The organism is Flavobacterium davisii (genome assembly GCF_019565505.1).
GTDB lineage: Bacteria > Bacteroidota > Bacteroidia > Flavobacteriales > Flavobacteriaceae > Flavobacterium > Flavobacterium davisii.
Genome location: NZ_CP067378.1, coordinates 2,989,825 through 3,015,444, shown reverse-complemented (window position 1 = coordinate 3,015,444; position 25,620 = coordinate 2,989,825). Strand labels below are relative to the sequence as shown.

Annotated in this window: 16 protein-coding genes and 5 pseudogenes; 7 read left to right on the top strand and 14 right to left on the bottom strand. The window is 29.5% G+C overall.

Annotated elements, in window-relative coordinates:
* Positions 1 to 199: 199 nt before the first annotated feature.
* Entirely contained in the window at positions 200 to 397 is a 198-nt protein-coding gene (locus JJC05_RS14315) for a hypothetical protein (RefSeq protein WP_088394527.1), read from the bottom strand.
* Between the two features lie 79 nt (positions 398 to 476).
* On the bottom strand, positions 477 to 1,142 hold the full coding sequence (gene mnmC2, locus JJC05_RS14310; protein ID WP_235877705.1) for a tRNA (5-methylaminomethyl-2-thiouridine)(34)-methyltransferase MnmC2: 666 nt from the start codon (positions 1,140 to 1,142) through the stop codon (positions 477 to 479).
* A 453-nt stretch (positions 1,143 to 1,595) separates the two neighbouring features.
* On the opposite strand from mnmC2, the gene JJC05_RS14305 reads away from it, so the two are divergent.
* Complete coding sequence (locus tag JJC05_RS14305) at positions 1,596 to 2,663, top strand: branched-chain amino acid aminotransferase (RefSeq protein WP_105196574.1); 1,068 nt, start codon at positions 1,596 to 1,598, stop codon at positions 2,661 to 2,663.
* A gap of 252 nt (positions 2,664 to 2,915) precedes the next feature.
* Here the strand turns inward: JJC05_RS14305 and JJC05_RS14300 are convergent.
* Positions 2,916 to 4,032: pseudogene (locus JJC05_RS14300) on the bottom strand (GTP cyclohydrolase).
* Positions 4,033 to 4,047: 15 nt separating this feature from the next.
* Complete coding sequence (locus tag JJC05_RS14295; protein ID WP_127822842.1) at positions 4,048 to 5,115, bottom strand: transporter; 1,068 nt, start codon at positions 5,113 to 5,115, stop codon at positions 4,048 to 4,050.
* Between the two features lie 139 nt (positions 5,116 to 5,254).
* Between JJC05_RS14295 and JJC05_RS14290 the strand changes: the two genes are divergently transcribed.
* From JJC05_RS14290 to JJC05_RS14275, 4 genes and pseudogenes are all read left to right on the top strand, one after another.
* Positions 5,255 to 5,542, top strand: coding sequence for a DUF4834 family protein (locus JJC05_RS14290; protein WP_235877703.1), 288 nt, complete (start codon positions 5,255 to 5,257; stop codon positions 5,540 to 5,542).
* A gap of 262 nt (positions 5,543 to 5,804) precedes the next feature.
* Positions 5,805 to 8,264, top strand: coding sequence for a YfhO family protein (locus JJC05_RS14285; RefSeq protein ID WP_235877701.1), 2,460 nt, complete (start codon positions 5,805 to 5,807; stop codon positions 8,262 to 8,264).
* A 42-nt stretch (positions 8,265 to 8,306) separates the two neighbouring features.
* Positions 8,307 to 8,591, top strand: a complete 285-nt coding sequence (gene crcB / locus JJC05_RS14280; RefSeq protein ID WP_309597488.1) for a fluoride efflux transporter CrcB — start codon at positions 8,307 to 8,309, stop codon at positions 8,589 to 8,591.
* 26 nt (positions 8,592 to 8,617) lie between these two features.
* Positions 8,618 to 9,892 (top strand): annotated as a pseudogene (locus JJC05_RS14275) (glycosyltransferase family 4 protein).
* Between the two features lie 675 nt (positions 9,893 to 10,567).
* On the opposite strand, the pseudogene JJC05_RS14270 reads toward JJC05_RS14275, so the two are convergent.
* Positions 10,568 to 12,237 (bottom strand): annotated as a pseudogene (locus JJC05_RS14270) (amino acid permease).
* Positions 12,238 to 12,863: 626 nt separating this feature from the next.
* Complete coding sequence (glmM, locus tag JJC05_RS14265) at positions 12,864 to 14,252, bottom strand: phosphoglucosamine mutase (RefSeq protein ID WP_105196587.1); 1,389 nt, start codon at positions 14,250 to 14,252, stop codon at positions 12,864 to 12,866.
* A gap of 89 nt (positions 14,253 to 14,341) precedes the next feature.
* Between glmM and JJC05_RS14260 the strand changes: the two genes are divergently transcribed.
* A complete protein-coding gene (locus JJC05_RS14260; RefSeq protein ID WP_105196586.1) occupies positions 14,342 to 14,959 on the top strand; it encodes an acyl carrier protein phosphodiesterase in 618 nt (205 codons plus the stop codon).
* Between the two features lie 482 nt (positions 14,960 to 15,441).
* Here the strand turns inward: JJC05_RS14260 and bcp are convergent.
* A pseudogene (gene bcp / locus JJC05_RS14255) lies at positions 15,442 to 15,899 on the bottom strand (thioredoxin-dependent thiol peroxidase).
* A 33-nt stretch (positions 15,900 to 15,932) separates the two neighbouring features.
* Here bcp and JJC05_RS14250 point away from each other — a divergent pair.
* On the top strand, positions 15,933 to 16,595 hold the full coding sequence (locus JJC05_RS14250) for an endonuclease III domain-containing protein (protein WP_088394149.1): 663 nt from the start codon (positions 15,933 to 15,935) through the stop codon (positions 16,593 to 16,595).
* 28 nt (positions 16,596 to 16,623) lie between these two features.
* Here JJC05_RS14250 and JJC05_RS14245 read toward each other — a convergent pair whose 3' ends face one another.
* From JJC05_RS14245 to JJC05_RS14215, 7 genes and pseudogenes are all read right to left on the bottom strand, one after another.
* Entirely contained in the window at positions 16,624 to 16,767 is a 144-nt protein-coding gene (locus tag JJC05_RS14245) for a hypothetical protein (protein ID WP_164849045.1), read from the bottom strand.
* Between the two features lie 55 nt (positions 16,768 to 16,822).
* Entirely contained in the window at positions 16,823 to 17,413 is a 591-nt protein-coding gene (locus JJC05_RS14240; RefSeq protein WP_088394151.1) for an RNA polymerase sigma factor, read from the bottom strand.
* 198 nt (positions 17,414 to 17,611) lie between these two features.
* Positions 17,612 to 18,319 carry an MIP/aquaporin family protein gene (locus JJC05_RS14235; RefSeq protein ID WP_164849050.1) on the bottom strand — a complete coding sequence of 236 codons (708 nt, stop codon included), beginning with the start codon at positions 18,317 to 18,319 and terminating at the stop codon, positions 17,612 to 17,614.
* Positions 18,319 to 19,878 (bottom strand): glycerol-3-phosphate dehydrogenase/oxidase, encoded by a 1,560-nt coding sequence (locus JJC05_RS14230; protein ID WP_105196583.1) that lies wholly within the window; start codon positions 19,876 to 19,878, stop codon positions 18,319 to 18,321. Before JJC05_RS14230 ends, JJC05_RS14235 begins: the two co-directional genes overlap by 1 nt.
* A pseudogene (gene glpK / locus JJC05_RS14225) lies at positions 19,879 to 21,367 on the bottom strand (glycerol kinase GlpK).
* A gap of 524 nt (positions 21,368 to 21,891) precedes the next feature.
* Positions 21,892 to 24,495, bottom strand: a complete 2,604-nt coding sequence (gene clpB / locus JJC05_RS14220) for an ATP-dependent chaperone ClpB (RefSeq protein WP_235877699.1) — start codon at positions 24,493 to 24,495, stop codon at positions 21,892 to 21,894.
* 725 nt (positions 24,496 to 25,220) lie between these two features.
* Positions 25,221 to 25,565 carry a DUF8439 domain-containing protein gene (locus JJC05_RS14215; RefSeq protein ID WP_258929265.1) on the bottom strand — a complete coding sequence of 115 codons (345 nt, stop codon included), beginning with the start codon at positions 25,563 to 25,565 and terminating at the stop codon, positions 25,221 to 25,223.
* Positions 25,566 to 25,620: the final 55 nt, after the last annotated feature.

Sequence of the window (25,620 nt, the reverse complement as noted above, 5' to 3'; positions counted from 1 at the left end):
TAGATTAAAGTTAAGAATATAATATATAATATGTAAGAAAAAGTTATAATATTATACCAGAAATGCTTATTTATATCAAATTCAACTCAATTTACGTATTAGAAAAAGAGGTTTAAGGCAATAAGAAATTTCTTTTATATTTTTGTAAAAATAAAAAAGTTCGAAAATTTCGAACTTTTTTATTTTCTTTTTCAAAGTATTAGTCTTCTAAATAAATTTTACATTTTCTTAATTCTGGTTTTTCATGTGTGTACTGATAAAACCAAGATGATAACTCTTCTACTTCATAAGGCAAAAGGTTTTTAAGTGCTTTTTGTAATTCTTTTGCAAACAATTTGGCATCAAAACTTACTCTCTCTAAGATTGATTTAACAAAATCAATATTTCTCTTTGGCATGTTATTCTAGTTTAATTTTTGTTTACCAAATTTAATATTTTTGGGGTTAAATAATTCTTAAAATAACTATAATTTTTTTTTAAATTTTCTTAAATCCTATCATCATTTCTCTTTTACCCGGAGGTCCTGGAACCTTAACTACCTCAAAACCAACAGATTTCATGTTTCGTTTTACAACACCTCTAGCGGCATACGTTACTAATATCCCTTTGTCCTTTAGTGCGCTATACATTTTAAAAAATATTTCTTCTGTCCATAAATCAGGTTGTACTTGATAGCCAAAAGCATCGAAATAAATTAAATCAAAGCGATTAATATCTTGTATCTCATGAAAAAATTGTTTTCTTTTTTTTAATGTGAATTTTTCGCTTAAGTGTAACTCTTGCTCCCATTTTGAATAATGTATTTTTTCAAAAATATGTCTTTTACTACCCTCTTCTAAAGCGGTGGCATAATTCATATTTTGAGCTTCTTCTAAACTTATAGGATAAGCTTCTATTCCTTCATATAGTATATTTTGTTTTTTTCTTTCCGATTCTAAAAATGTAATAAAAGCATTTAATCCTGTTCCTAAGCCTATTTCTAAAATTGAAACAGATTCGTCTTCAAAAAAATCCAAACCATTTTTTATAAAAACATGATAGGCTTCTTGAATTGCTCCCATTTTTGAATGATAACATTCATTCCAATCGACTAATTGAATTGTTGTTGATCCGTCTAAAGTTGTTATTATCTTTCTTTCCAATGTTATTTTATATAATTTCTATTTATTTTGTAAACTTATTCTGTATCAAAGATATTTTCTAGATTTCAATGCGTTTTATCTTTTTTACAAATCTATAAAGTTCATTTCATTTTTTAAAGAAGTGAATCCTTCTGATTTTTTATTATATTTATCTAATACATAATATACTTATCTTACTATTGATTTATTTTTTCTTACGAATATTTCACTAATTGATGAAACTATAATTTTCATATAATCTAATGCTTATCAATCTATCTCTTAAAATTTAATTTTATTTACTCAAAAGCTTTTTTGTAAATAAATTTAATTCAATTCTTCTTAATTTATAAAAAAACACTAACAAGAAGCATTTTTTTTAATAAAACAAAAAAATAAACTCTTTTAAATGAAAAAAATTACATATTTCACAACAAAACGTATTATTTTTTTAACTTAGCAAAAAAAAAGGTGATGAGCTTACAAACTATAAGTGACATTGAAATAATTAGAAGTACTTCTTCCAAAATCAGTCAAATTGATTTTGATAATTTAGCTTTTGGTAGCGTATTTACAGATCACATGCTTGTTTGTGATTATAGAAATGGTATTTGGGAAAAACCTATTATCAAACCTTATGAACCCTTTACTTTAGATCCTTCTGCCAAGGTTTTTCATTATGGACAGGCTATTTTTGAGGGGATGAAGGCTTATAAAGCAGAAGATAATTCTATTTGGTTATTTCGTCCTGAAGAAAACCATATTCGCATGAATAAATCGGCTGTACGTATGTGTATGCCTGAGGTTCCTGAATTTATATTTATAGATGCTTTAAAAGAATTATTAAAGATTGACGAGGAATGGATTAAAAAAGGAATAGGTAACACACTTTATATCAGACCATTTATGATAGCTATAGGTAGTGGTGTCATAGCACAACCTTCTTCGCAATATCGTTTTTGTATTATTTTATCACCAGCTAAGGCATATTATTCGGGAGATGTAAAAGTAATGATTGCGGACTATTATAGTAGAGCTGCTAATGGTGGAATTGGTGCCGCAAAAGCTGCCGGTAATTATTCTGGGCAATTTTATCCTACTAAACTTGCTAATGAAGCAGGATTTCAACAAATAATATGGACTGACGATGCAACTCATACACAACTGGAGGAATGCGGCACGATGAATGTATTTTTCAGAATTAACGATACGTTATTTACAGCTCCTACTAGCGATCGTATTTTGGATGGTGTAACACGCAAAACTCTAATTACTCTAGCGGAAAGTGAAGGAATAGAAGTAATGGTTCGTCCTGTTCTTGTTTCTGAATTAATTAAAGCGGCAAAAGAGGGCAGTTTACTTGAAATTTTTGGAGCTGGTACTGCTGCTGCTGTAAGCCCTATAAAAGGTTTTCAATATAAAGAGGAATATTATGAACTTCCTAGTATTGATCATTCTTATGCAAAAAGATTAAAAGATAAATTAACGTGTATTCAACACAAAATAACAGAAGATCCTTTTGAATGGACCGTTATGATATGATTGAGTTTGCTCATTCATGAATAAATGAAGATTTAAGAGCTTATTACTCCTAAATTTAACCCCCTTTTTTAAGTAAAAGCCTTAAAAATGGGGGTTACTATTTTTTTTATACATTCTATGGAAAATATTTTAAAAGTAAAAATCAAAAAGGAACACCATATATTTTTATTTCTTTTTGAATATTTGAAAAATTATCCTGATTTTGTTTTCTCATTAAGACCTAGAATCCTGATACATTTCCTTATAATTTTACTAAATGTCTTTACTATAAGTACATCTTCTTTTTGTTATTTTAGGATTAAAATTTTTCCAAAGGTTTTGTATTGCTGCATTTTCTTCTAGCTCTGGCGTACGAACACATTTTGTTACACCTTTTTTAGTAAAAACCTTGTGATATTCTTCAAATATAACAGCTGTTACGCCTTTACTTTGATATTCGGGTGCTATACCTATTAAATAAAAGACTGCTTCTTTATTATTTTTTTTGCCTGAAGCATTTTTAAAAAACCAAAAGGGAAAAGTTTTCCTTTTATTGCTTGCTGAGCGGGAGCATAATTAGGCATAACAATGGCAAAAGCAATAATATTCCCGTTAATATCTTCTACAAATTTTATATATTCTGGGTTGACAAAGGGGATATATTTTTTCTTAAAATAATTAACTTGGTCTTTATTAATCGTTACAAATGATTGTAATTTTACGTATGTTTTATTAAACAATTCAAACATTCGATCAACATAAGGTTCAATTTCTTTTGTATTATTAAAATTTATAGATTTAAAACCATAACGTTTTTTTACAATATCGGAAGCTTTTTTTATTGGTTCATAGGCAACTTCATGAAAACTAAATTCACTTTCTATATATTTTTTTCTACCTTAAAACCCAATTCTTCAAAATGCTTTATATAATAAGATGGTGTATACCAACCTATAGCCGTACTTATTTGGTCATATCCCTCTGTAAGAAAACCTACTTTATCTAAATTAGAAAAACCCATTGGTCCTTCTATATGATCCATTTGATTTTTTAAACCTAACGCTCTTACTTTTTCAATTAATTGTTTCGTTATTTCTATATTATCTATAACTTCAAACCAACCAAATCGCGTTTTTTTTCTACCTAATTGTTCTACTTCATCCCAATTAATAATGGCTGCTACACGTCCTACTATTTCATTATTCAAATAAGCTAAATAAAAATGGACTTCTGCATTTTTAAAAACAGGGTTTTTATTTTTATCAAAAGTTTCCATTTCGTCACTAATTAATGGCGGCACCCAATAAGGATTATTCTTATATAATTGAAATGGAAATTTTATAAATTCTTTTATTTGTTTTTTTGTCTTTGCTTCAATAATTGTTATCATAATATATAAAACAGCTTAATTACCTGATTCTTCTAAATCATCAACGCGCTTTTTCTTTTCCTCTACAGGTTTTACTTCTTCTATTTTATTTTTTTCATTTTTCTTTTTTTTCCTTTCTGCTTTTTCCGCTGCTTTATCTAATTCTTCTTCTGACAAGATTCCTGTTTTTGATTTTTTCTTTTCTTCTTTTTTAACTTCTTTAACTTCTTTACCCTCTTTAATTTTTGGATCTTGATGATTTTTATCTAACCTCCAGGAAACACCAACTCCACCGTATAATAAATCAGGAGTCGATTTTATATTTTTACTAATAGAGGCATCTAATTGAAGATTCTTGTTTAACAAATAAGTTCCTCCTACAGTAAAAATACCATCTGAGTAATAATTCCCTTTAATCCCTCTGTTTTCAAGCATTGCAGACCATTTTTCATTAATTCCATACGTAACAGTTATTATATAACCGTAATTAAATGTTTTAGAAATAATTTTATCTGCAAAAAAATTGGCAACAATTACCCATCTTCTATCTAAATGATGTTGCGTAATTAACATGGCTTTGGGTGAAAGAGTTAGTTCATCAGGTATGGCGTAATCATTATTCATTGTATAATTAACTCCTACATAACCTGATATAGCGGGGATCAATCGTTTCCAATCAAATTTATGATTAGCCCTCCAACTGTAAATATTAGGTTTTTTTTCTTTCGCTTTGAATGGATCGTAAAAAAGATATTTACCTCCTAAAGTTGTTTGACGTAAACCGTTTCTATTTTTTTTAAATATACCTGTTGTATACTGATCCATTTGAAATTGTAAATCAAGAGACAACTCTAATTCTTCTTTTAAAAGACCATAACGGGTGGTTAAATCAACCCCAAAACCATTTGCATCATAATTTAGGACTGAATGGGATTCATTAGCATAATATACGCCTGCTTCTACTTGTAAAACCTTTTTTCCAACTGAAAAGGCACCAGCTGAATTACCCGGTCTATTGGTATTAATTTCATCTGTATACTGTGCAGTTAGTTGATTAAAAGCGATTAAATAAATTGTTATAATTAAATGTTTGATTGACTTCATGACTTATGTTATGTAGTTTCAAAAGTACTATTTTATTTTTAAGAAAAAAGAAATTTTAAAACAAGGCTTTTAAAAATAATCGCAATAATGATAAAAAATAAGTTAAAACAGTTTAACTGTGAAATGAATCTTTTTATTTTTGAAAAAAAATAAAAATGCAAGAAGCTTCTATACCGGATTATTTAAAACTATTGTTTACATTTTAGGTTTTTATTATTTAATAAAAATTTTAAGTCGCGTTTTTCTACCAATCATCATGCGAAAAGTAATAAATAAGGCGCAAGAAAATTTTAATCGTCAGTACTCAAATGAAAATTTTGATCAATCTACAAAAGAAACTTACTATGATGAAAAGAATTCAACTAGAGATTTTAAAAAACCAACGAAACAAGTAGGTGAATATGTGGATTATGAAGAAGTAGAATAAACTCTTAAAATAGATGCTTTATTCTTTTTTATCTCTTTTTCACTTTAATATGAAGTCAAAATTATTTTTTACTTTTTTAAGAATAATCTAAAAAGTTACGGAGTAGCATTCAAGAACCTTAGATAAAGGGATGAAGAGTGAATTAAATTTTAAAGTAACCAATCTAATGACAAACCACGGTAAAGTATATTCATTATAACTTGTAATTCCTACTATCTAAAATTTTACTATCTTCACGCCTTATTTTGATTGTGCTTCATTTATGAATAATTTAAAACGTTTTTATCCACACGTACTAGCCATAATCGGTTTTGTACTCGTTTCTATCATTTATTTTTATCCTGTTTTAAGTGGTAAAAAAATTCTACAATCTGATATTGTTCAATATACAGCAATGGCTAAAGAACAAAATGATTTTAGAGCACAATATCATGAGGAACCTTATTGGACTAATAGTGCTTTTGGCGGAATGCCTACTTATCAATTAGGAGCTAATTACCCTTATAATTATATCAAGAAAGTTGATTCTGTTTTGCGCTTTTTGCCAAGACCAGCAGATTATTTATTTCTTTATTTTCTTGGTTTTTACATTTTATTAATAGTATTAAAAGTAAAACCCATAAAAGCTTTTTTTGGTGCTTTAACTTTTGGTTTTTCTACTTATCTAATCATTATATTGGGAGTAGGACATAATGCAAAAGCCCACGCAATTGCTTACATGCCTATGGTCATAGCTGGTGTACTACTGGTTTTTCAAAAAAGATGGATAATTGGAGGGATTTTAACCATGATTGCTGCAGCATTAGAACTTAATGCTAATCACTATCAAATGACTTATTATTTGTTTATTTTCTTACTTGTTTTGACTATTTATTACATTTATAAAGCTATTAAAGAAAATGATTTAAAAGAATTAATTTATAGTTTTGGAATATTTGTAATAGCTGGAATTGTATCTATTGGGGTTAATGCAACAGGAATATTAGCTACCCAAGAATATGCTAATGAAAGTACAAGAGGCAAAAATGAATTAACTTTTAGTCCTGATGGTAAAAAAACTAATACTAAAACTTCTATGACTTATGACTATATAACGGAATATAGTTATGGGATTGCAGAAAGTCTTAATTTAGTATCTGCCAGAATTTTTGGCGGTTCTAATAGTGAAAATGTAGGCACAAAATCAGCTATGTATAATTTTGTTTTATCACAAGATGTTCCTGAAGATCAAGCTAAAGAAATAGTAAAAGGCCTACCTACCTATTGGGGAGATCAACCTATAGTAGCTGCTCCAGCATATATAGGGGCTATTGTTTTCTTTTTAGCCATTTTAGCCTTACTCATTGATAAAAGAAAAATTAAATATGCTTTTTTAGCAGGTGCTATTGTTTCATTAGTTCTATCATGGGGGAAAAACTTTCCGTTATTAACTGATTTCTTTATCTATTACGTCCCTTTTTATGATAAATTTAGGGCAGTATCATCTATACAAGTTATTTTAGAACTTTGTATGCCTGTTTTGGCTATACTTGGACTTCAGGCTTATTTTATTGCTGAGGAAAAAGAACAAAAAGAAGGTCTTATAAAGGCTACTATAGTGAGTATAGGAACACTACTACTATTATTATTATCTAAATCTTTATTTAGTTTTTCAGCTTCAGGAGATACCTACTTTATTGATTCTTATGGCCCTGGGTTTGTTGATGCCTTAAAAGAAGATCGTAAATCACTTTTTACATCTGATTTATTACGTTCCATCTTTTTAATAGGATTAACGGCTGGAAGTTTATTTTTGAGTTTCAAAAAAACTATTTCAAATAAAGCAGCTACTTTATTTGTGGGGTTATTAATGGTAGCTGATTTGTTTTTAATTGCCAAAAATTATGTAAATGCTTCTGACTTTGTAAATGCTTCCGAAGTAGAAATCCCTTTCGTTATGGCTCCTTTTGATGAAGCCATTCTGCAAGACAAATCACACTATCGCGTTTTTGAAGTTTCCCAAAATGTAATGAGTGATCCTCGTGCATCATACTTTCATAAATCTATTGGTGGTTATCATGCAGCTAAACCAAGGAGAATGCAAGAACTTTTTGATTATCAAATTTCAAAAAACAATATTGAGGTTTTGAATATGCTTAACGTAAAGTATTTGATACAAAAAAATGAAAAAGGAGAACAATTTCCTATTCGCAATGAACAAAGTAATGGTAATGCTTGGTTTGTAAAATCTATACAATTTGTAAAGTCAGCAGATGAGGAAATGAAATCTTTGAATAAATTTAATTCAAAAGAGGTTGCTATCTTAAATAGTACTTCAATAAATGAAGATTTTAGAGAGAATAAAAAGATTTCAAATAAAGATGCTAAAATAATATTACAGTCTTATAAATCAAATGATTTAAAATATGAATCCGTAAATCCTCAAAATGGTTTTGCTGTATTTTCAGAAATGTATTATGGCAAAGGATGGAATGCTTACATAGATGGAAAATTAAAGAATCATTACCGTGTAGATTATATATTAAGAGGCTTACCTATTCCTGCTGGCAAACATATCATTGAGTTTAAATTTGAACCTCAAGTCGTTAAAACGGGTAGTATTATAGCTTTGATTAGCTTTATCTTAATGATAGGTCTTATAGTAGGAGGTATTTATTTAATTAAAAAAATCAAAGAAACTGAAATCATTTTTTTATATAGGATTAGGAGGAGGCATAGGTAGTATTTTACGCTATCTAGCCTCTCTTTTTTTAATCGTTTTTTTATAAGCAATTTTCCTATTAGCACCTTTATCGTAAATAGTTTAGGTTGTTTTTTAATTGGCTTATTTTTTGGCTATTTTGAAAAACAAACTGATAATACTACTGAGTTAAAATATTTTTTAATAACTGGATTTTGTGGTGGATTTACTACTTTTTCTACTTTTTCTAACGAAAACATTCAATTATTACAAAACAATCAAATAGGTATTGCTTTCTTATATACTTTTGTAAGTTTAGCTATTGGTTTTGGCATGACTTATTTAGGTATTTTTTTGATAAAAAGTTGAATTACTAAATCTTTTTAATTATTGTAATGAAAAAAGTATTAATTATAACATATTATTGGCCTCCTGCTGGAGGGCCAGGTGTTCAAAGATGGTTAAAATTTGTAAAATATTTACCCGATTTTAATATCGAACCTATTGTATATATACCTGAAAATCCTACTTATCCTTTACTTGATCAAAAATTAATCGAAGAAATATTACCTACTACAACTATTTTAAAAAAAACAATTATAGAACCTTATGCTTGGGCTTCTCTTTTTTCAAAAAATAGTACAAAAAAAATAAGTTCTGGAATTATTCCAGCTCAAAAAAAGCAGTCCTTTATCCAGAAATTATTATTATGGATCAGGGGTAATTTATTTATTCCTGATGCACGTGTTTTATGGGTAAAACCTTCTATAGCTTATTTATCAGAATACATACAACAAAATAACATAGACACTATAATTACCACTGGTCCTCCCCATAGTTTACATCTCATTGGATTGGGTCTTAAAAAAATCTAAATATCAAATGGCTAGCCGATTTTCGAGATCCTTGGACTACAATTGGATATCATAAATCGTTGAAATTAAGTAAAAATTCGGCTCTAAAACATAAAGAACTAGAGTATAAAGTAATGAATACTGCGGATGAGCTAATTGTTACGAGTCCAACTACCAAAAAAGAATTTCAATCTATTACATCTAAATCTATACATGTCATTACAAATGGTTATGATATAGAAAAAGTAAATAAACAAGTCTTAGATTCAAAATTTACATTAGCTCATATAGGTTCTTTTCTTTCTGATAGAAATCCTCAAATTTTATGGCAAGCTTTAAGGGAATTAATTTCCGAAAACCCTAATTTTTCTGAACATTTTGAGTTAAAATTAATGGGTGCAATCAGTCAAGAAGTTCTTAATTCTATCAAGGTATTTCATCTCGATTCATTTACAAATAATTTAGGATATGTTTCGCATGAAGAAGCTGTTATACATCAGCGAAAATCTCAAGTATTACTTTTAATAGAAATTGACTCAGAGGAAACAAAAAGTATTATCCCTCGGTAAAGTTTTTGAGTATATAGTTTCTGAACGTCCCATAATAGCAATTGGCCCAAAAGATTCTGATTTTGCTTCTATTATAACGGAAACTAATACAGGTAGCTTTTTTACTTATAATGAAAAGAAAGCTCTTAAAGAGAAAATATTAATTTATTTTAATGCTTATTTAGAAAATAATTTAAAGGTATATGCTGTAGGGCTACAACAATATTCTCGCAAAAACTTAACAAAAAAGTTAGCTGATATATTATAATATTCTTATTAACAGGTAATTTTAGAGGGTATTCAAAAGACTCCCGTTTTATTCATTTCGACCAGCGAAAGTAATGATATAATACTGATAATATGCCTTCTACTCTTTTATTATTAGGCAAAAGTCTGAGACTTTAATAAAATATTTAAAAGAAGAGTAATTTATTTTTTGGATTTTTTCTTGAAATAGTATTCATGCAAATCTATTAAAACAAACCCTGTTTTTAGAGCAAAAGCCTTAAAAACAGGATTTGAATTCAGAAATAAGAAATCTTAAGCCTTGATTTATGATACAATACATCTTATTTCTAAATATTCATAAGAAATAAGAAAATTTAAGATTTAATTTTTAAGCCAAATTCCGAATTAGACTCGAACGAAGTGAATTGGCGAAGTAAATCTATATCTTTCTTTTTTGCTTTCTTCTTATTCAGACACGCACTTTGTTTTAATTATCAAAAAGTATCTTTATTTCTTCTTCTAAAATTGTCCGCGAGCATTTGAATATATCGAAAATTTTTATTTTACAACGAACTAATATCGAATCTTGAGTCAAAGGAGTCTTAAAAATAAAAACAATCTAATTAATTAGCTTATTCTAATCTTCATTTAATGAACTAGTGGAGCTACATAATCTTTTTACTTTTAGGACTTCTTCTTTACATCTTTTTAGTTTCTATTTTTTATTTAACTTACTATTTTTAAATCCGTATGAAAAATAGATTATTAATCCTATAATTAACCAAATTCCAAACCATTTCCAATTACTTACAGCCATTCCTGTTAACAAATAACAACATGATATTAGTCCCAATAAAGGAATCAGTGATAGTTTTTTTAAGAAAGATAAAATAGTCATAACCAAAGTAAAAGCAAAGAAAACTATTAGAGGCAAATTGGTTGCTAAATTAGATTCATTTAAACTTAAAGTAGAACTAAAATAATCTGGGAATAAAAAATGAATTGTTAAGAATGAAATAACAACTATAGTTGGAAAAATCCATTTTGAATTTATGTATGGTATTCTAAATTTTCCTCTTGTGGGAGCATTTGCTTCTTCTTCATTATGGGGAGCTAACATAAGAACACCGCCACAAACTAATACAAAGGCAAATAGAGTGCCTATACTTGTAAAATCTAGGACAAAATTTTCATCTGTAAAAAAGATAGGTAATCCTACAACAATTCCTGTTACTATTGTAGCAAATCCCGGTGTCTTATATTTAGGATGTATAGAAGCAAATTGTTTAGGCATTAATCCATCACGACTCATCGTCATCCAAATACGAGGTTGTCCCATCTGAAAAACTAACATTACACTAGTCATGGCTGCCACTGCTGCAATTGATACGATGAATAACATCCATTTAATTCCTTTTAAGGCAAAAATTTCAGCTAAAGGATCACTAACGCCTAATAAATCATATTTTACCATTCCTGTTAATACTAGAGCTAAAATGATATATACGATGGTACAAATCACCAATGAATAAATCATTCCTCTAGGTAAATCATGTTGTGGATTTTTACTTTCTTCTGCTAAGGTAGAAACAGCATCAAAACCAATATAGGCAAAGAAAACAGCTGAAACTCCAGCCATAACTCCTTTGAAACCGTTAGGCATAAAAGGATTCCAATTATCAATATCTATATAAAAGACTCCTACTGCTATTACAAGTACTATGACTATCAACTTTAAATAGACCATAAAGTTGCTGACATTTTTTGATTCGCTGGTTCCTTTATAAATTAAATAGGTTATCAATACGTTTATTAATACAGCTGGCATGTCAAAAATAATTTTAAATCCTGCTATTTCAGGAGCATTTTGCCAAGCTAATAAACCTTCACCTATTTTATTTTCTAGAAAAGCTGTATGTGCTGATTTGTAATTTATTGTTAACCATTCTGGTAAGTGTAATCCAAAAGATTCTAACAAATTAGTAAAATATCCACTCCAGGAAAAAGCTATATAAATATTTCCAATAGAATATTCCATTAATAATGCCCAGCCTATAATCCAAGCAAACAATTCACCAAAAGAAACATAGGCATAGGTATAAGCGCTACCTGAAACAGGAACTCTTGCTGCAAACTCAGCATAACACATAGCTGTAAAACCGCATGCAATAGCACAAATAACGTATAACAGAATTACACTGGCCCTCCTGAAAAACAGGCATTTCCTATAGCTGAAAAAGTCCCTCCTCCTATAATAGCTGCAATTCCAAAAAAGGTTAAATCTTTTACTGTTAACACTTTATTTAATCCCGAGTGTTCTCCATCACCTCCTTGTTTTAAGATTACGTCAAGTGATTTTTTTCTAAATAAACGTGTTAATGACATATTTTTTTGATTGTTTTTTTATATTAAGATGAACAAATATATAAAACTTGTCGAAAAATTTTTATTTATATATTTTTTTTTACGTTTTTATTTGTTTTTTATATAATATCTCTATTATAAAATGAAAAATTTATGACATCTTTAAAGAGTATCTAAGCCGTATATATTATGACTATTTTTATATAGTGTTATTTTTTTTAGAATTGTTTAATTTTAAGAAATCTATTTTAATTTCTTAAAAGTCTATCTATTTTTACTAAGGATCCTTTTTTTAGATTTTCAATTTTTATAAAATAGTAATCTAAAATTTAACCTAAATCCCACATTAGGCTCAAACAAAGCGAATTGAATACAGCTATCTATTCTACTTTACTTTTTTTTAAAGTTCAAGCACATACTCCAATTTTAACCATCCAAAAGCTCTCTATTTCTTTTTATAAAATTCCTTATAAACACTTGATTATCAAAAATTTTTATTTCAAAATAAAGTTTAATACGGAAATCTGGTTTAAAAGAAAAGTATTCAATTATTTCTAAGATATTTTTTGATACTACTTTGAGTATATTGATTATTTCTTTTAACAATTGAATACTAATCTAGAAATACTAACAATGTATAAAGGAGATTAAATACCTGCTAAGTATTTTAATTCGTTAACAAAACGTTCTGCTAAAACATCTGCTTCTTTTTGAGAAGGTGCTTCTGTATAAATACGAATAATGGGTTCTGTATTTGATTTTCTTAAATGTACCCATTCCGTTGGAAAATCAATTTTTACGCCATCAATTGTTGAAATGTTTTCATTAGCATATTTTTCTGCTATTTTATTCATTATGCCATCAACATCTATTTGAGGTGTTAATTCTATTTTGTTTTTACTCATGAAATACTGAGGAAAATCGGCTCTCATTTTTGCGACTGTTACGTTTTGATTTGCTAAATGAGTTAAAAATAGGGCTACTCCTACTAATGCGTCACGTCCGTAATGAATTTCAGGATATATAATCCCCCCATTACCTTCTCCTCCAATAATTGCTTGTGTGGCTTTCATTAATTCCACTACATTAACTTCTCCTACAGCACTTGCTTGATAGGTACCTTTGTGTTTTTCGGTAATATCTCTTAACGCACGGGATGAAGACATATTGGATACAGTATTTCCCGGTGTTTTACTTAACACATAATCTGCTACAGCAACTAATGTATATTCTTCACCAAACATTTCACCATCATTTGAAATAAAGGCCAAACGATCTACGTCTGGATCTACTACAATTCCAAAATCAGCCTTTTCTTCTACTACTAATTTACAAATATCGCCTAAATGTTCTTTTAAGGGTTCAGGATTATGAGGAAAATGCCCATTAGGTTCACAATATAACTTAACTACTTCTACCCCCATTTGCTCTAACAACTTAGGAATAATAATCCCTCCTGATGAATTAACGCCATCAACAACTACTTTAAACTTTTTTTGAGCAACAGCTTGAGCATCTACTAAAGGTAAATTCAACACCTCATCAATATGAATATCCATATAGGCATCATTTTCAATAACTTTTCCTAATGAATCAACTTCTACAAAATCAAATGCTTCTTGTTCTGCAATTTCTAATATTTTAGCTCCATCAGCACCACTTAAAAACTCGCCTTTATCATTTAATAACTTTAGAGCATTCCATTGTTTAGGGTTATGAGAAGCGGTTAAAATAATACCTCCATCGGCTTGCTCTAAAGGTACTGCCACCTCAACTGTAGGGGTTGTAGACAACCCTAAATCTATAACATCTATTCCTAAGCCTATTAATGTATTAACCACTAGGTTATGAATCATTGGTCCTGAAATACGCGCATCACGACCAATACAAACTTTTAATTTATCTTTTGTTGCATTTTGTTTTAAAAAAGTTCCGTAAGCTGAAGCGAATTTTACCGCATCTACTGGGGTCAAATTATCTCCTACATTTCCTCCTATCGTCCCTCTAATTCCTGATATTGATTTTATTAAAGTCATTTTTGTTATGTTTATAATTGGATAACAAATATACTTTAAAGATTCAAGTAAAAAAACTATATTTATAACACCTATAAAACAATATATAATTGAATTTTCTAGCTCACATTTATTTATCTGGTAATAATGAATTACTAAAAATAGGCAATTTTATGGCTGATGGCATACGTGGAAAAGAATATAATAAATTTGATATTGAAATTCAAAAAGGAATACTTTTACATCGATTTATAGATTCTTTTACGGATAGTCATCTTATTTATAGAAAAAGTAAACATCGACTTCATAAAAATTACGGGCATTATGCAGGTGTTATTATGGATATTCTTTATGATCATTTTTTAGCCAAAAACTGGTTAACTTACCACTCTACACCTTTGGAAGAATATGCTGATGATTTTTATCAATCACTAAAAAATAATTATAATTTACTTACTCTTAAAACTCAAAACATGCTTCCCTATATGATAGCTCATAACTGGCTTGTGAGCTATGGCTCACTTTCTGGAATTGAGAAAATTCTTTTTCAAATGGATCATAGAACGCAATACAGAGCTAATATGGGCGGCGCAATTCGGGAATTAAAAGAATTTTATTTACTCTTTGAAGAGGAATTTACTATTTTTTTTGATATTCTGATAAAGGAATCGGAAATAAAGTTAATGGCTCTTGAGAATACTATAGAATTTAATAATAAGCTTATCTAGCTATTTTTGTGCTTTTTTAACGGATTTTCAATTGGTTGCAAAATGATTTTCTACTCTCTATTTCATCTTGCTTATTTGTACCCCTGCGATAGGGTACATATAAACTAAAACATGAAACAAAAATCCTTATTTTCGTTTCAATCAAAAAATTTTGAATTGTTTTTTGTGATAAAAGAGATTATTTTTTCACGCTAGGCTATTCTGACTTTTTAATCCCTTAATATTTTTATAAACCCAAAATCCGCATTAAACTCGAACAAATTAAATTTGCAAAGCCTATTCTCCTTATTACTCTTCAAATGTAAGTACGTACTCAAAATTTTAATTGTCATAATAGTTCTTTATTTTTTCTTCTAAAATTTTTCGTGAACACTTGAATTTGTTTTTTTATTTCACAACGAAGTCTAATGTGGAAGCTGGGTTAATTTTACAATAATATTAAATTTCCAATATTTTTTTATCTTATTGATTCTTTTAAACGATTAAGGTGTTTTTAATATTTGCAATGTATGTTCTTTCGTTTTTACTTTTAGAATAACGTCTTCTATAATTCCTTTTTCATCTATTACAAATGTTGTGCGGTGAATACCGTCAAATTCTTTTCCCATAAATTTTTAGGTCCCCATACTCCGTATGCTTGAATTATTTCTTTGTCTTCATCTGCTAATAGAGGAAAAGGAAAACTAAATTTATCTGAAAATCTTTTTTGTATCTTCGCATTATCTGCACTTACTCCTAGTAACACATAATTAAGGGCTGTAAATTTTTCAAAATTATTACTTAAATCACATGCTTCAGCTGTACATCCCGGAGTATTGGCTTTTGGGTAAAAAAACAATACGACTTTCTTTCCTCTGTAATTTTTTAATTCTTGTTTATTCCCATTTTCATCTAAAACTGAAAAATCGGGAGCTTTATCTCCAATTTTTAAATTTGTCATTGTTTTACTTATTTTTGGTAAAAATAAATAATAATGAACAAAGCAGAAAAAGTTAATTTTGTAATTAACACTCTTAACGAGCTCTATCCTACTATACCTATTCCTTTAGATCACAAAGATCCTTATACACTCTTAATAGCGGTTTTGCTTTCGGCTCAATGCACAGATGTAAGGGTTAATCAGATTACGCCTCTTCTTTTTGCTAAGGCGGATAATCCTTATGATATGATTAAATTAAGTATTGAAGAAATTCAGGAAATTATTAGGCCTTGTGGTTTATCTCCTATGAAATCAAAAGGAATTTATGGATTATCGCATATTTTAATCGAAAAACACGAAGGAGTAGTTCCTGCTTCTTTTGATGCTTTAGAAGCTTTACCTGCTGTAGGACATAAAACGGCTAGTGTTGTTATGAGTCAAGCATTTGGAGTTCCAGCCTTTCCTGTTGACACTCATATTCATCGACTAATGTATCGTTGGAATCTATCAGATGGTTCTTCTGTACAACAAACTGAAAAAGATGCTAAAAGACTTTTCCCTAGAGAAACATGGAATGATCTTCATCTACAGATTATATGGTACGGAAGAGAATATTCTCCTGCAAGGGGCTGGAGACTTGAAAATGATATTATTACAAAAACAATTGGACGAAGTAGTGTTATAAAAGAATATAACAAAAAAAGCATCCTTAAATAGGATGCTTTAAACATTACATAATCAAGCATTAGCTGGTAACTAACTCAAATTTTTTACCATCTACTTTTATTATTTTTAAATCTTTTGAGTAATTTAAAATAAATTTTATTGTTTCTCTTTTTGGCATTATTTTAGGAAATTGAGATGTATTTTTCATGTAAAGTTTTGCCATAATTTCTTTTTATATTTACTTAAATATATAACGTAAACTTTATCCCTTTATTATCTCAACTTGCTAAAATGATATTATTTTTTTCTATACTTCTTCTCATATTAAGCAAAGCATAGCGCATACGCCCTAAAGCAGTATTAATACTAACGCCTGTAATTTCTGCAATTTCTTTAAAACTTAAGTCATCGTATATGCGCATCTCTAACACCTGACGTTGATCATCAGGTAATTCTTCTATAAGACGAATCAGATCATTTTCTACTTGCTCTGCAATCATCTTCATTTCTATATTAGGTGAACCGTCTGTAATTAAAGAAAAAACTGAAAATTCCTCTGTATCTCTATATTTAGGCATTTTCTTTTCCTTTCTAAAAGTATCTATAATTAAATTATGGGAGATCCTCATAACCCAAGGTAAAAATTTACCTTCTTCGTTATAGTGTTTTCCTCCCCCTTTTAATGTTTTAATTACTTTGATAAAGACATCTTGAAAAATATCATTTGCGATTTCACTATCCTGTACTTTTGAATAGATGAAACTATAGATTTTGGTTTGATGACGATCAATCAACTGAGCTAAAGCATTTTCATTACCTTCTATATAGCTCCTTACTAAGAGTGCATCTGGAATTGAAGTAGTAGTCATAAACAATACTTTTTAAAAGTTATTGGGATAAAAAACTGTAATTAAAAGTATTATTGCTCTATAGGCTTTTGTTTAAGTGTTATAACACAAAGTTATAATTATTTTTCAATAAAAATAATTATATACTTTTTTTTAACATATTTTTTAAACTTTTTTTTAATTCTTTCATAGGTTTTTTTAGTCTATTTAAATTCAATACTAAGTTAACAAAATAAAAATCCCAACCGCCAATAAACCTCCTAAAATAGGGCCTAAAACAGGAATCCAACTATAAGACCAATCAGGGCTTCCTTTTTGTTTAATGGGTAAAATGGCATATACAATACGAGGTCCTAAATCTCGTGCTGGATTAATAGCATATCCTGTAGCTCCTCCTAATGAAAGGCCTATCCCTAATATTAATAAAGCAACGGGTAACGCATCCAAACTTCCTAACGATTTTTCTGATCCTGTTAGGAATAAAATTCCCAAAATTAAAACAAAAGTCCCTATTATTTCTGAAATTAAATTATATGAAACATTTCTAATAGCTGGTTCATTACAAAAAGTAGCTTTTATTAATGCTATATCCTCTGTTTGATCATAGTGTTTTTTGTAGGTTAAATAAACCAATATTGAACCTGCCATAGCACCTAAAAACTGGGATATAATATAGAAAGGAAGATCTCTCCAGGCTAATTTTCCTAAAATAGCTAAAACGAATGATACAATGGGATTTAAATGTGCCCCACTACTTGATGCTGTCATATATACTCCTACAAAAACAGCTATTGCCCATCCAAAAGTGATAACAATCCAACCTCCATTATTACCTTTTGTTTTATTTAAAACAACATTAGCAACTACTCCGTTACCCAATAATAATAAGATCATTGTTCCTATAAATTCTGCTAAAAAGGGATTTATCATTTTGAATTAATTAAATATTGCTTGGTTAATTTTTTAAAATCTTCTATTTCTTTTTCCATGCTTTGAAATGTGATTCCTCTTTCTAAAGCTATTATTTGTCCTACGATCTCTATACATTCAAAACAGGCAAGCGCATCTAAAAACAGTAAACGTATACGTCTTGCTAAAATATCTTCTATTGTTTGAGCCATTTCATTTCTAAGAAACCATACTACTTCTGCTTTTGTATAAGGATATTTAGGGTGAAGTAAGTCTCTTAATTCCGTATTTTTATATAATAATTTCTTTATTTGAGGTGCATCAGTTCCATAAACAGCAAAATGAGTAGTATCATTTTGATTAGTCCAACCGTGAATTTTTAGTTGTTTTGTTCTGCATTTTTTAACTGGTAATTTAGCGGCTTGAATAGCGGTATCTATAGTATGTTCTGCCATACTTCTATAAGTTGTCCACTTCCCTCCTATAATATGAATTAATCCTGAAGGAAGAACTGTTACTACATGATCTCTAGGCATTACTTTAGTAGCACTTACCCCTTCTTTTTTCACTAAAGGTCTTAATCCAACAAATACACTTTTGATATCGTTTTCTGTTATCTTTTTTGAAGAATATTTATTAAAATGATTTAAAACAAACTGAATTTCTTCTTCTAACGCTAGAGGTTCGACTAAAACCTTATTTATAGCGGTGTCCGTAGTCCCTAAAATTATTTTATCATACCAAGGAATAACGAAAAAAACTCTTCCATCATCGGTTTTAGGCATCATTAGTGCGTGATTTCCTTTAAAAAAACAGGAATCAATTACTAAATGTATACCTTGTGAAGGTGCTATAGTTTTAGAGATATTATTTTCGGCTAAGGATAATAGATCATCGGCAAAAACACCTGTAGCATTAATGATTACTTTTGATCTGATACAATATTCTTCTTGAGTTAGTACATCTTTTACTTTAATGCCTTTTAAATCTTCTTTTTCTTTTATAAAATCAAATACTTCAAAATAATTAACAATTATAGCATCTTGTTCAATAGCTGTTTTTGCTAGGTTTATTGCTAATCGACTGTCATCAAACTGTCCATCATAATATAAAACTCCTCCTGATATTTTTTTTGATTTTAAATCAGGTAACAGTTCTTTTGTTTGTTTTTTTGATAAGAAGCGAGTATTTCCTAAACTTAATTTACCAGATAACAACTCATAAATCCACAAACCAATTCCGTAAAACCATTTATCATACCAACGATAGGCTGGCATTACGAAAGGGATTTTTTTACAAACATGTGGTGCATTTTTAAGTAATCTTCCTCTTTCTATTAAGGCTTCTCGAACTAAACGTACATTACCTTGTGCTAAATACCGAACTCCTCCGTGAACTAGTTTTGTAGCTCTACTTGAGGTACCTTTTGCAAAGTCATTTTTTTCAACTAATAACGTTTTATATCCACGAGAAGCTGCGTCTACTGCACATCCTAAACCTGTTGCTCCACCTCCTATTATAATAAAATCAAAGTCGTTTATCGACTTTAATTTAGTTATTTGATTTTGTCTGTTCATTTATATAGATGCTAATGAGGCATTAATAGCTTTTTTCCAACCTTCATTTAAAGCATTTCGCATTTCGGGTTCCATAGTTGATGTAAATGCTTTTTGTACTTGCCATTGTTTTTGTAATTCTTCTAAACTTTGCCAAAAACCAACAGCTAAACCAGCTAAATAGGCTGCTCCTAAAGCTGTTGTTTCTGTTATAATGGGTCTTATTACTTTAGTATTTAACAAATCTGCCTGAAATTGCATGAGTAAATTATTAACAGTAGCTCCTCCATCTACACGTAATTCTTTTATATAAATATGGCTATCTGCTTGCATGGCTAATAAAACATCACGGGTTTGATAAGCAATACTCTCTAAAGATGCTCTAGCTATATGACCTGATGTAGTACCTCTTGTTAATCCTGTAATGGTTCCTCTTGCATGCTGATTCCAATAGGGAGCTCCTAAACCAGCAAATGCAGGAACCACATAAACACCTTCTGTTGTTTGTACTGTGTTTGCTAGTCTTTCTATATCTTCTGAAGATTTTATAATTCCTAAACCATCCCGTAACCATTGTACAACGGCGCCTGCAATAAACACACTCCCTTCTAGAGCATAATGTGTAATACCGTTTATTTTCCAAGCAACGGTTGTTAATAAATGGTTTTGAGAAGGGATTAGTTCTTCTCCTGTATTCATTAACATAAAACAGCCTGTCCCGTATGTATTTTTAACCATTCCTGGCTGAATACACATTTGACCAAAAAGAGCTGCTTGTTGATCTCCTGCTATACCTGCAATTGGAATATTAATTTCTGAATTTAAGACATTTGTATAACCGTAAATCTCACTACTACTACAAATTTGTGGTAAGATAGAAGCTGGAATATTTAAAATATCTAACAATTCTTCATCCCATTCACAAGTATGAATGTTACATAATAAGGTACGACTTGCATTACTTACATCTGTGGCATGAACTTTACCTTGAGTTAGATTCCATAGTAACCAAGTATCAATGGTGCCAAATAAAATTTGATTTTCTTCGACTCTTTTTCTTGCTTCTTGAACGTTATCTAAAATCCATTTTATTTTTGTTCCACTAAAATAGGAATCAACGACTAGCCCTGTTTTTTGCTGAATTATATTATTTAATCCTCTAGATTTCAAATCATCACAAAAGGCAGCAGTTCTTCTATCTTGCCAAACAATTGCGTTATAAATAGGTTTTCCTGTATTTTTATCCCATAATACTGTGGTTTCACGTTGATTAGTAATACCAATAGCTTCAATTTGAGAGACTTTAATTTGGGCTTTTTCTAATACTTCAAAAATGGTGGCTAGTTGTGATTCCCAAATTTCTATAGGATCATGCTCTACCCAACCCGGCGTAGGAAAAAATTTGAGAAAATTCTTTTTGTGATACGGCTACAACGTTTCCTTGTAAATCAAATAAAATGGAACGGCTACTTGTAGTTCCTTGATCTAATGATAAAATATAACTTGACATAATATGCACGCATAGTTTTATCAAATATAACGAAATAAAAACCTATTTTAAACAATAATTATTAAATTTTGTTTTTTTATTATTTTATAACTTTTGTTGCATTTAACCCAGATTACGCATTAGACCCGAGCGTAGCGAATAGACGAAGTAAATCTATTCCTCTTTATTTTTCTTCAAATTCAAGCACGTACTCAAATTTTAATCATCAAAATAGTTCACTATTTCTTCTTCTAAAATTTTCCGTGAGCACTTGAATTTATTGAAAAATTTTGTTTCACAACCAAGTCTAATGCGTAATCTGGGTTTAATTCGTATTATAAAAAAATAATAAGATAAAATATTTATTCATTTTAAGAATTAGACAAAAAAGAGGCTATCCTAAAGATTGTACTTGCATTTTATTTTCTAATTCAACTCTATAATAAGTTTGATTATCAGAATTATAAAACTTCTTCCGCTGATTGTGATGAAAACAACAATCTTTAGGAGATCCTCTTTGTTCTTTTTTTGTTCTTAAATAGTTGTTAATTTTTAATATTATCTTGATTTCTGAAAACCAAGTGATTATCAAAACAATCTAAAAGGATCATAGTATCAGTTGTTATTTTTCCTGCCAAGATTTCTTTAGATAATTGATTTAAAACTTCTTTTTGAATTACTCGTTTTACTGGTCTTGCACCAAATTCTGGATCAAATCCTTTTTCTGACAAATAGTTAATAGCTTCGGGAGTTGCATCCATTGTTACATTTTGATGTGCTAACATTTTCGTAACACTTTTTAGCTGTAAGGTTACAATTTCTTTAATATTAGCATTTGTTAATGGTGTAAACATCACAATCTCATCAATTCTATTAATAAATTCTGGTCGAACTGTTTGTTTTAATAACCCTAATACTTCTATTTTTGCTAACTCTGTAGCGGCTTCTATGGATCCTATTAAATTTTCAAATTTTTCTTGTATTATTTGACTTCCCATATTGGAGGTCATGATAATAATTGTGTTTTTAAAATCTGCTAATCGTCCTTTATTATCGGTTAATCTACCTTCATCTAGAACTTGTAATAAAATATTAAAGGTATCTGGATGTGCTTTTTCAATTTCATCTAGCAAGATTACGGAATAAGGCTTTCTTCTAACGGCTTCTGTTAGCTGTCCCCCTTCATCGTATCCAACATAACTCGGAGGTGCTCCAACTAATCTACTTACACTATGACGTTCTTGATATTCGCTCATGTCAATACGAGTCATGGCATTTTCATCATCAAAAAGATATTCTGCTAATGCTTTAGCTAATTCTGTTTTACCTACTCCTGTTGTTCCTAAAAACAAAAAGGAACCAATGGGTTTTTTCACATCTTGTAATCCTGCGCGACTCCTGCGTACTGCATCACTAATAGCCTGTATTGCTTCTTCTTGTCCTACGACTCTTTCATGTAATTCATCTTCTAATTTTAATAATTTTTCTCGCTCACTTTGCAGCATTTTAACTACAGGTATACCTGTCCATTTAGCTACTACTTCGGCAATATCATCTTGTGTAACTTCTTCTTTTATTAATGTATTTTCTTGCTGATTTTCTTTTAATTGTTTTTGTAATTGATCCAATCGTTCTTGGGCTTCTTTAATTTTCCCATATCTAATTTCAGCTACTTTACCATAATCACCGTCTTTTTCTGCTCTTTCTGCTTCTAATTTAAGATCTTCAATTGTTAATTTTACATTTTGAATACCATCTACTAGATCTTTTTCTGATTTCCAACGGGCAAAAACTTCATTTCTTTCTTCTTTTAAATTAGCGAGATCTATACCTAATAATTTTAATTTAATTTCATCATTTTCTCTTTTTATGGCTTCGATTTCAATTTCTAATTGCATGATTTTGCGATCTAAAACATCTAGTTCTTCTGGCTTAGAATTGATTTCCATGCGTAATTTAGAAGCGGCTTCATCCATTAAATCAATTGCTTTATCGGGTAAAAAACGATTTGTGATATAACGTTGGGATAGTTCTACAGCAGCTATAATTGCATCATCTTTGATACGTACTTTATGATGAGCTTCATATTTTTCTTTAATTCCTCGTAATATTGAAATAGCGCTTTCAATATCTGGTTCATCAATATTTATTTTTTGAAAACGACGTTCTAGGGCTTTATCTTTTTCAAAATATTTTTGATATTCATCTAATGTAGTAGCACCAATAGCTCTTAATTCCCCTCTTGCTAATGCTGGTTTTAATATATTTGCAGCATCCATTGCTCCTTCTCCACCTCCAGCACCTACTAACGTATGGATTTCATCTATAAACAATACAATATCTCCTCCTGCCGAGGTTACTTCTTTTACAACGGATTTTAAACGTTCTTCAAACTCTCCTTTATATTTTGCTCCTGCTATAAGGGCTCCCATATCTAAAGAAAAAACAATTTTATCTTTTAAGTTCTCTGGTACATCTCCATCTACTATTCGATGTGCTAATCCTTCTGCTATAGCTGTTTTTCCTACGCCGGGTTCACCTATGAGCATTGGATTGTTTTTGGTTCGTCTTGTTAATATTTGTAATACTCTTCTTATTTCTTCGTCTCTCCCTATAACTGGATCTAATTTTCCTGTTCTTGCTAATTCGTTTAAATTTTTAGCATATTTACTTAATGAGTTATAGGTTTCTTCCGCAGATGCAGATGTTACTCGTTCTCCTTTTCGTATTTCAGCGATAGCGCTCTCAAGCCCTTTTTCTGTAACGCCTTGATCTTTTAAAATCTGGGCTACTTTACTTTTTGATTTAAAAATAGCCAAAATGAGATGTTCTATTGAAACATATTCATCATTCATTTTTTTAGCTATATTGTTCGCTTCAATTAAAGTAGCATTTGCTTCGCGAGAAAGCATCAAATCTCCCCCTGATACTTTAGGAAAACTTTGAATGGTACTTTCTATTATTTTTTTAAAAAGTTCAACATTTACATTCAATTTTTTTAGTATAAAAGGAGCTACATTTTCATCTACTTCTAATATTCCTTTAAAAATATGTTCATTTTCTAATTGTTGTTGTCCGTAACCTTGCGCAATTTGCTGTGCTTTTTGTAAGGTTTCTTGTGATTTAATTGTTAAATTATTTAAGTTCATCTTATTTTAGTTTCAAGTTCAACATTTTTAATTTTAATCTTTTACTTAAGCTTGAAGTTTATTTTTATTTAGAATAGACAATTTATATTCCATTGTATTATTTAGGACAAAATGTCTATATTTAAAATAAAAAACAAACAAAAACAAGTCAAAATGACATATTCTAACTCTATTTACAGGTTGGAAATTTATTATAAGTAAAAAGACTTTAACCCAGATTTCAAGAAAGTATTGTTCTTTGACAAATGAGAACTAACTTATACTTGCGTGCTAAGCCTATCTATAAAATGATGAATTTATCCCCTCCTAAATTTTGGCTGAAATGTGAAAAAGCTTCCATTTGGAAGCTCTTTAAGACAATCAATAATCAAACACCATCTTATCTCGTATAGAATAATTTTAGCTAAGTTAGATAGAATTACGTATTAAAAATCTATTCCACTTTATTTTTCTTCCAATTCAAGCACGTACTCCCATTTTATTCACCAAAATAGTTGACTATCTCATCTTCTAAAATTTTTTGTGAGTATTTGAATTTATTCAAAGATTTTATTTTACAACGAAACCTAATGCAGAATCTAGATTTAAACACTCGTTACTTTGAGAAATTTTTTTTGTGCATTTATAACTTCTTTTTCCTTTTTTATCTTTACCACGAGGTCTAATGCGGAATTTAGGTTAAAGAAATACGATTTCTTGAATAAGCTATTTATAAAAAAATAAATTCATATCAAACATCTAAATCGAACAATTTTCTTAGAACATCTAAGGCAGGATTGATATCTCGCATTAATTGATATTTTTCCTCTGCTGTAAATGCTTTTTTTTGTTTCAATCGTCTCATTGAGTCTAATTTCTAGATTAATGGTGTGATTATGCAATTTACCTCTTAGATATCCCAAAAGGTCATGCTTTTCTCCTTCAAAATCTATTTTTGAACTTTCGTTAGGTAATTCATGAATAATGGTGGTTCCTTCTAAAATGGGATCATTAATTAACATCAAAGATTCTAAGATCTTATATCCTTTATTACCTAATTTTTGTGCATACTTCAACCATTGCTCTAACATTTCTGTTTCTGTAAACGGTTCTACAGGTAATTCGTCGTGCTGTTTTTGCTCTGGT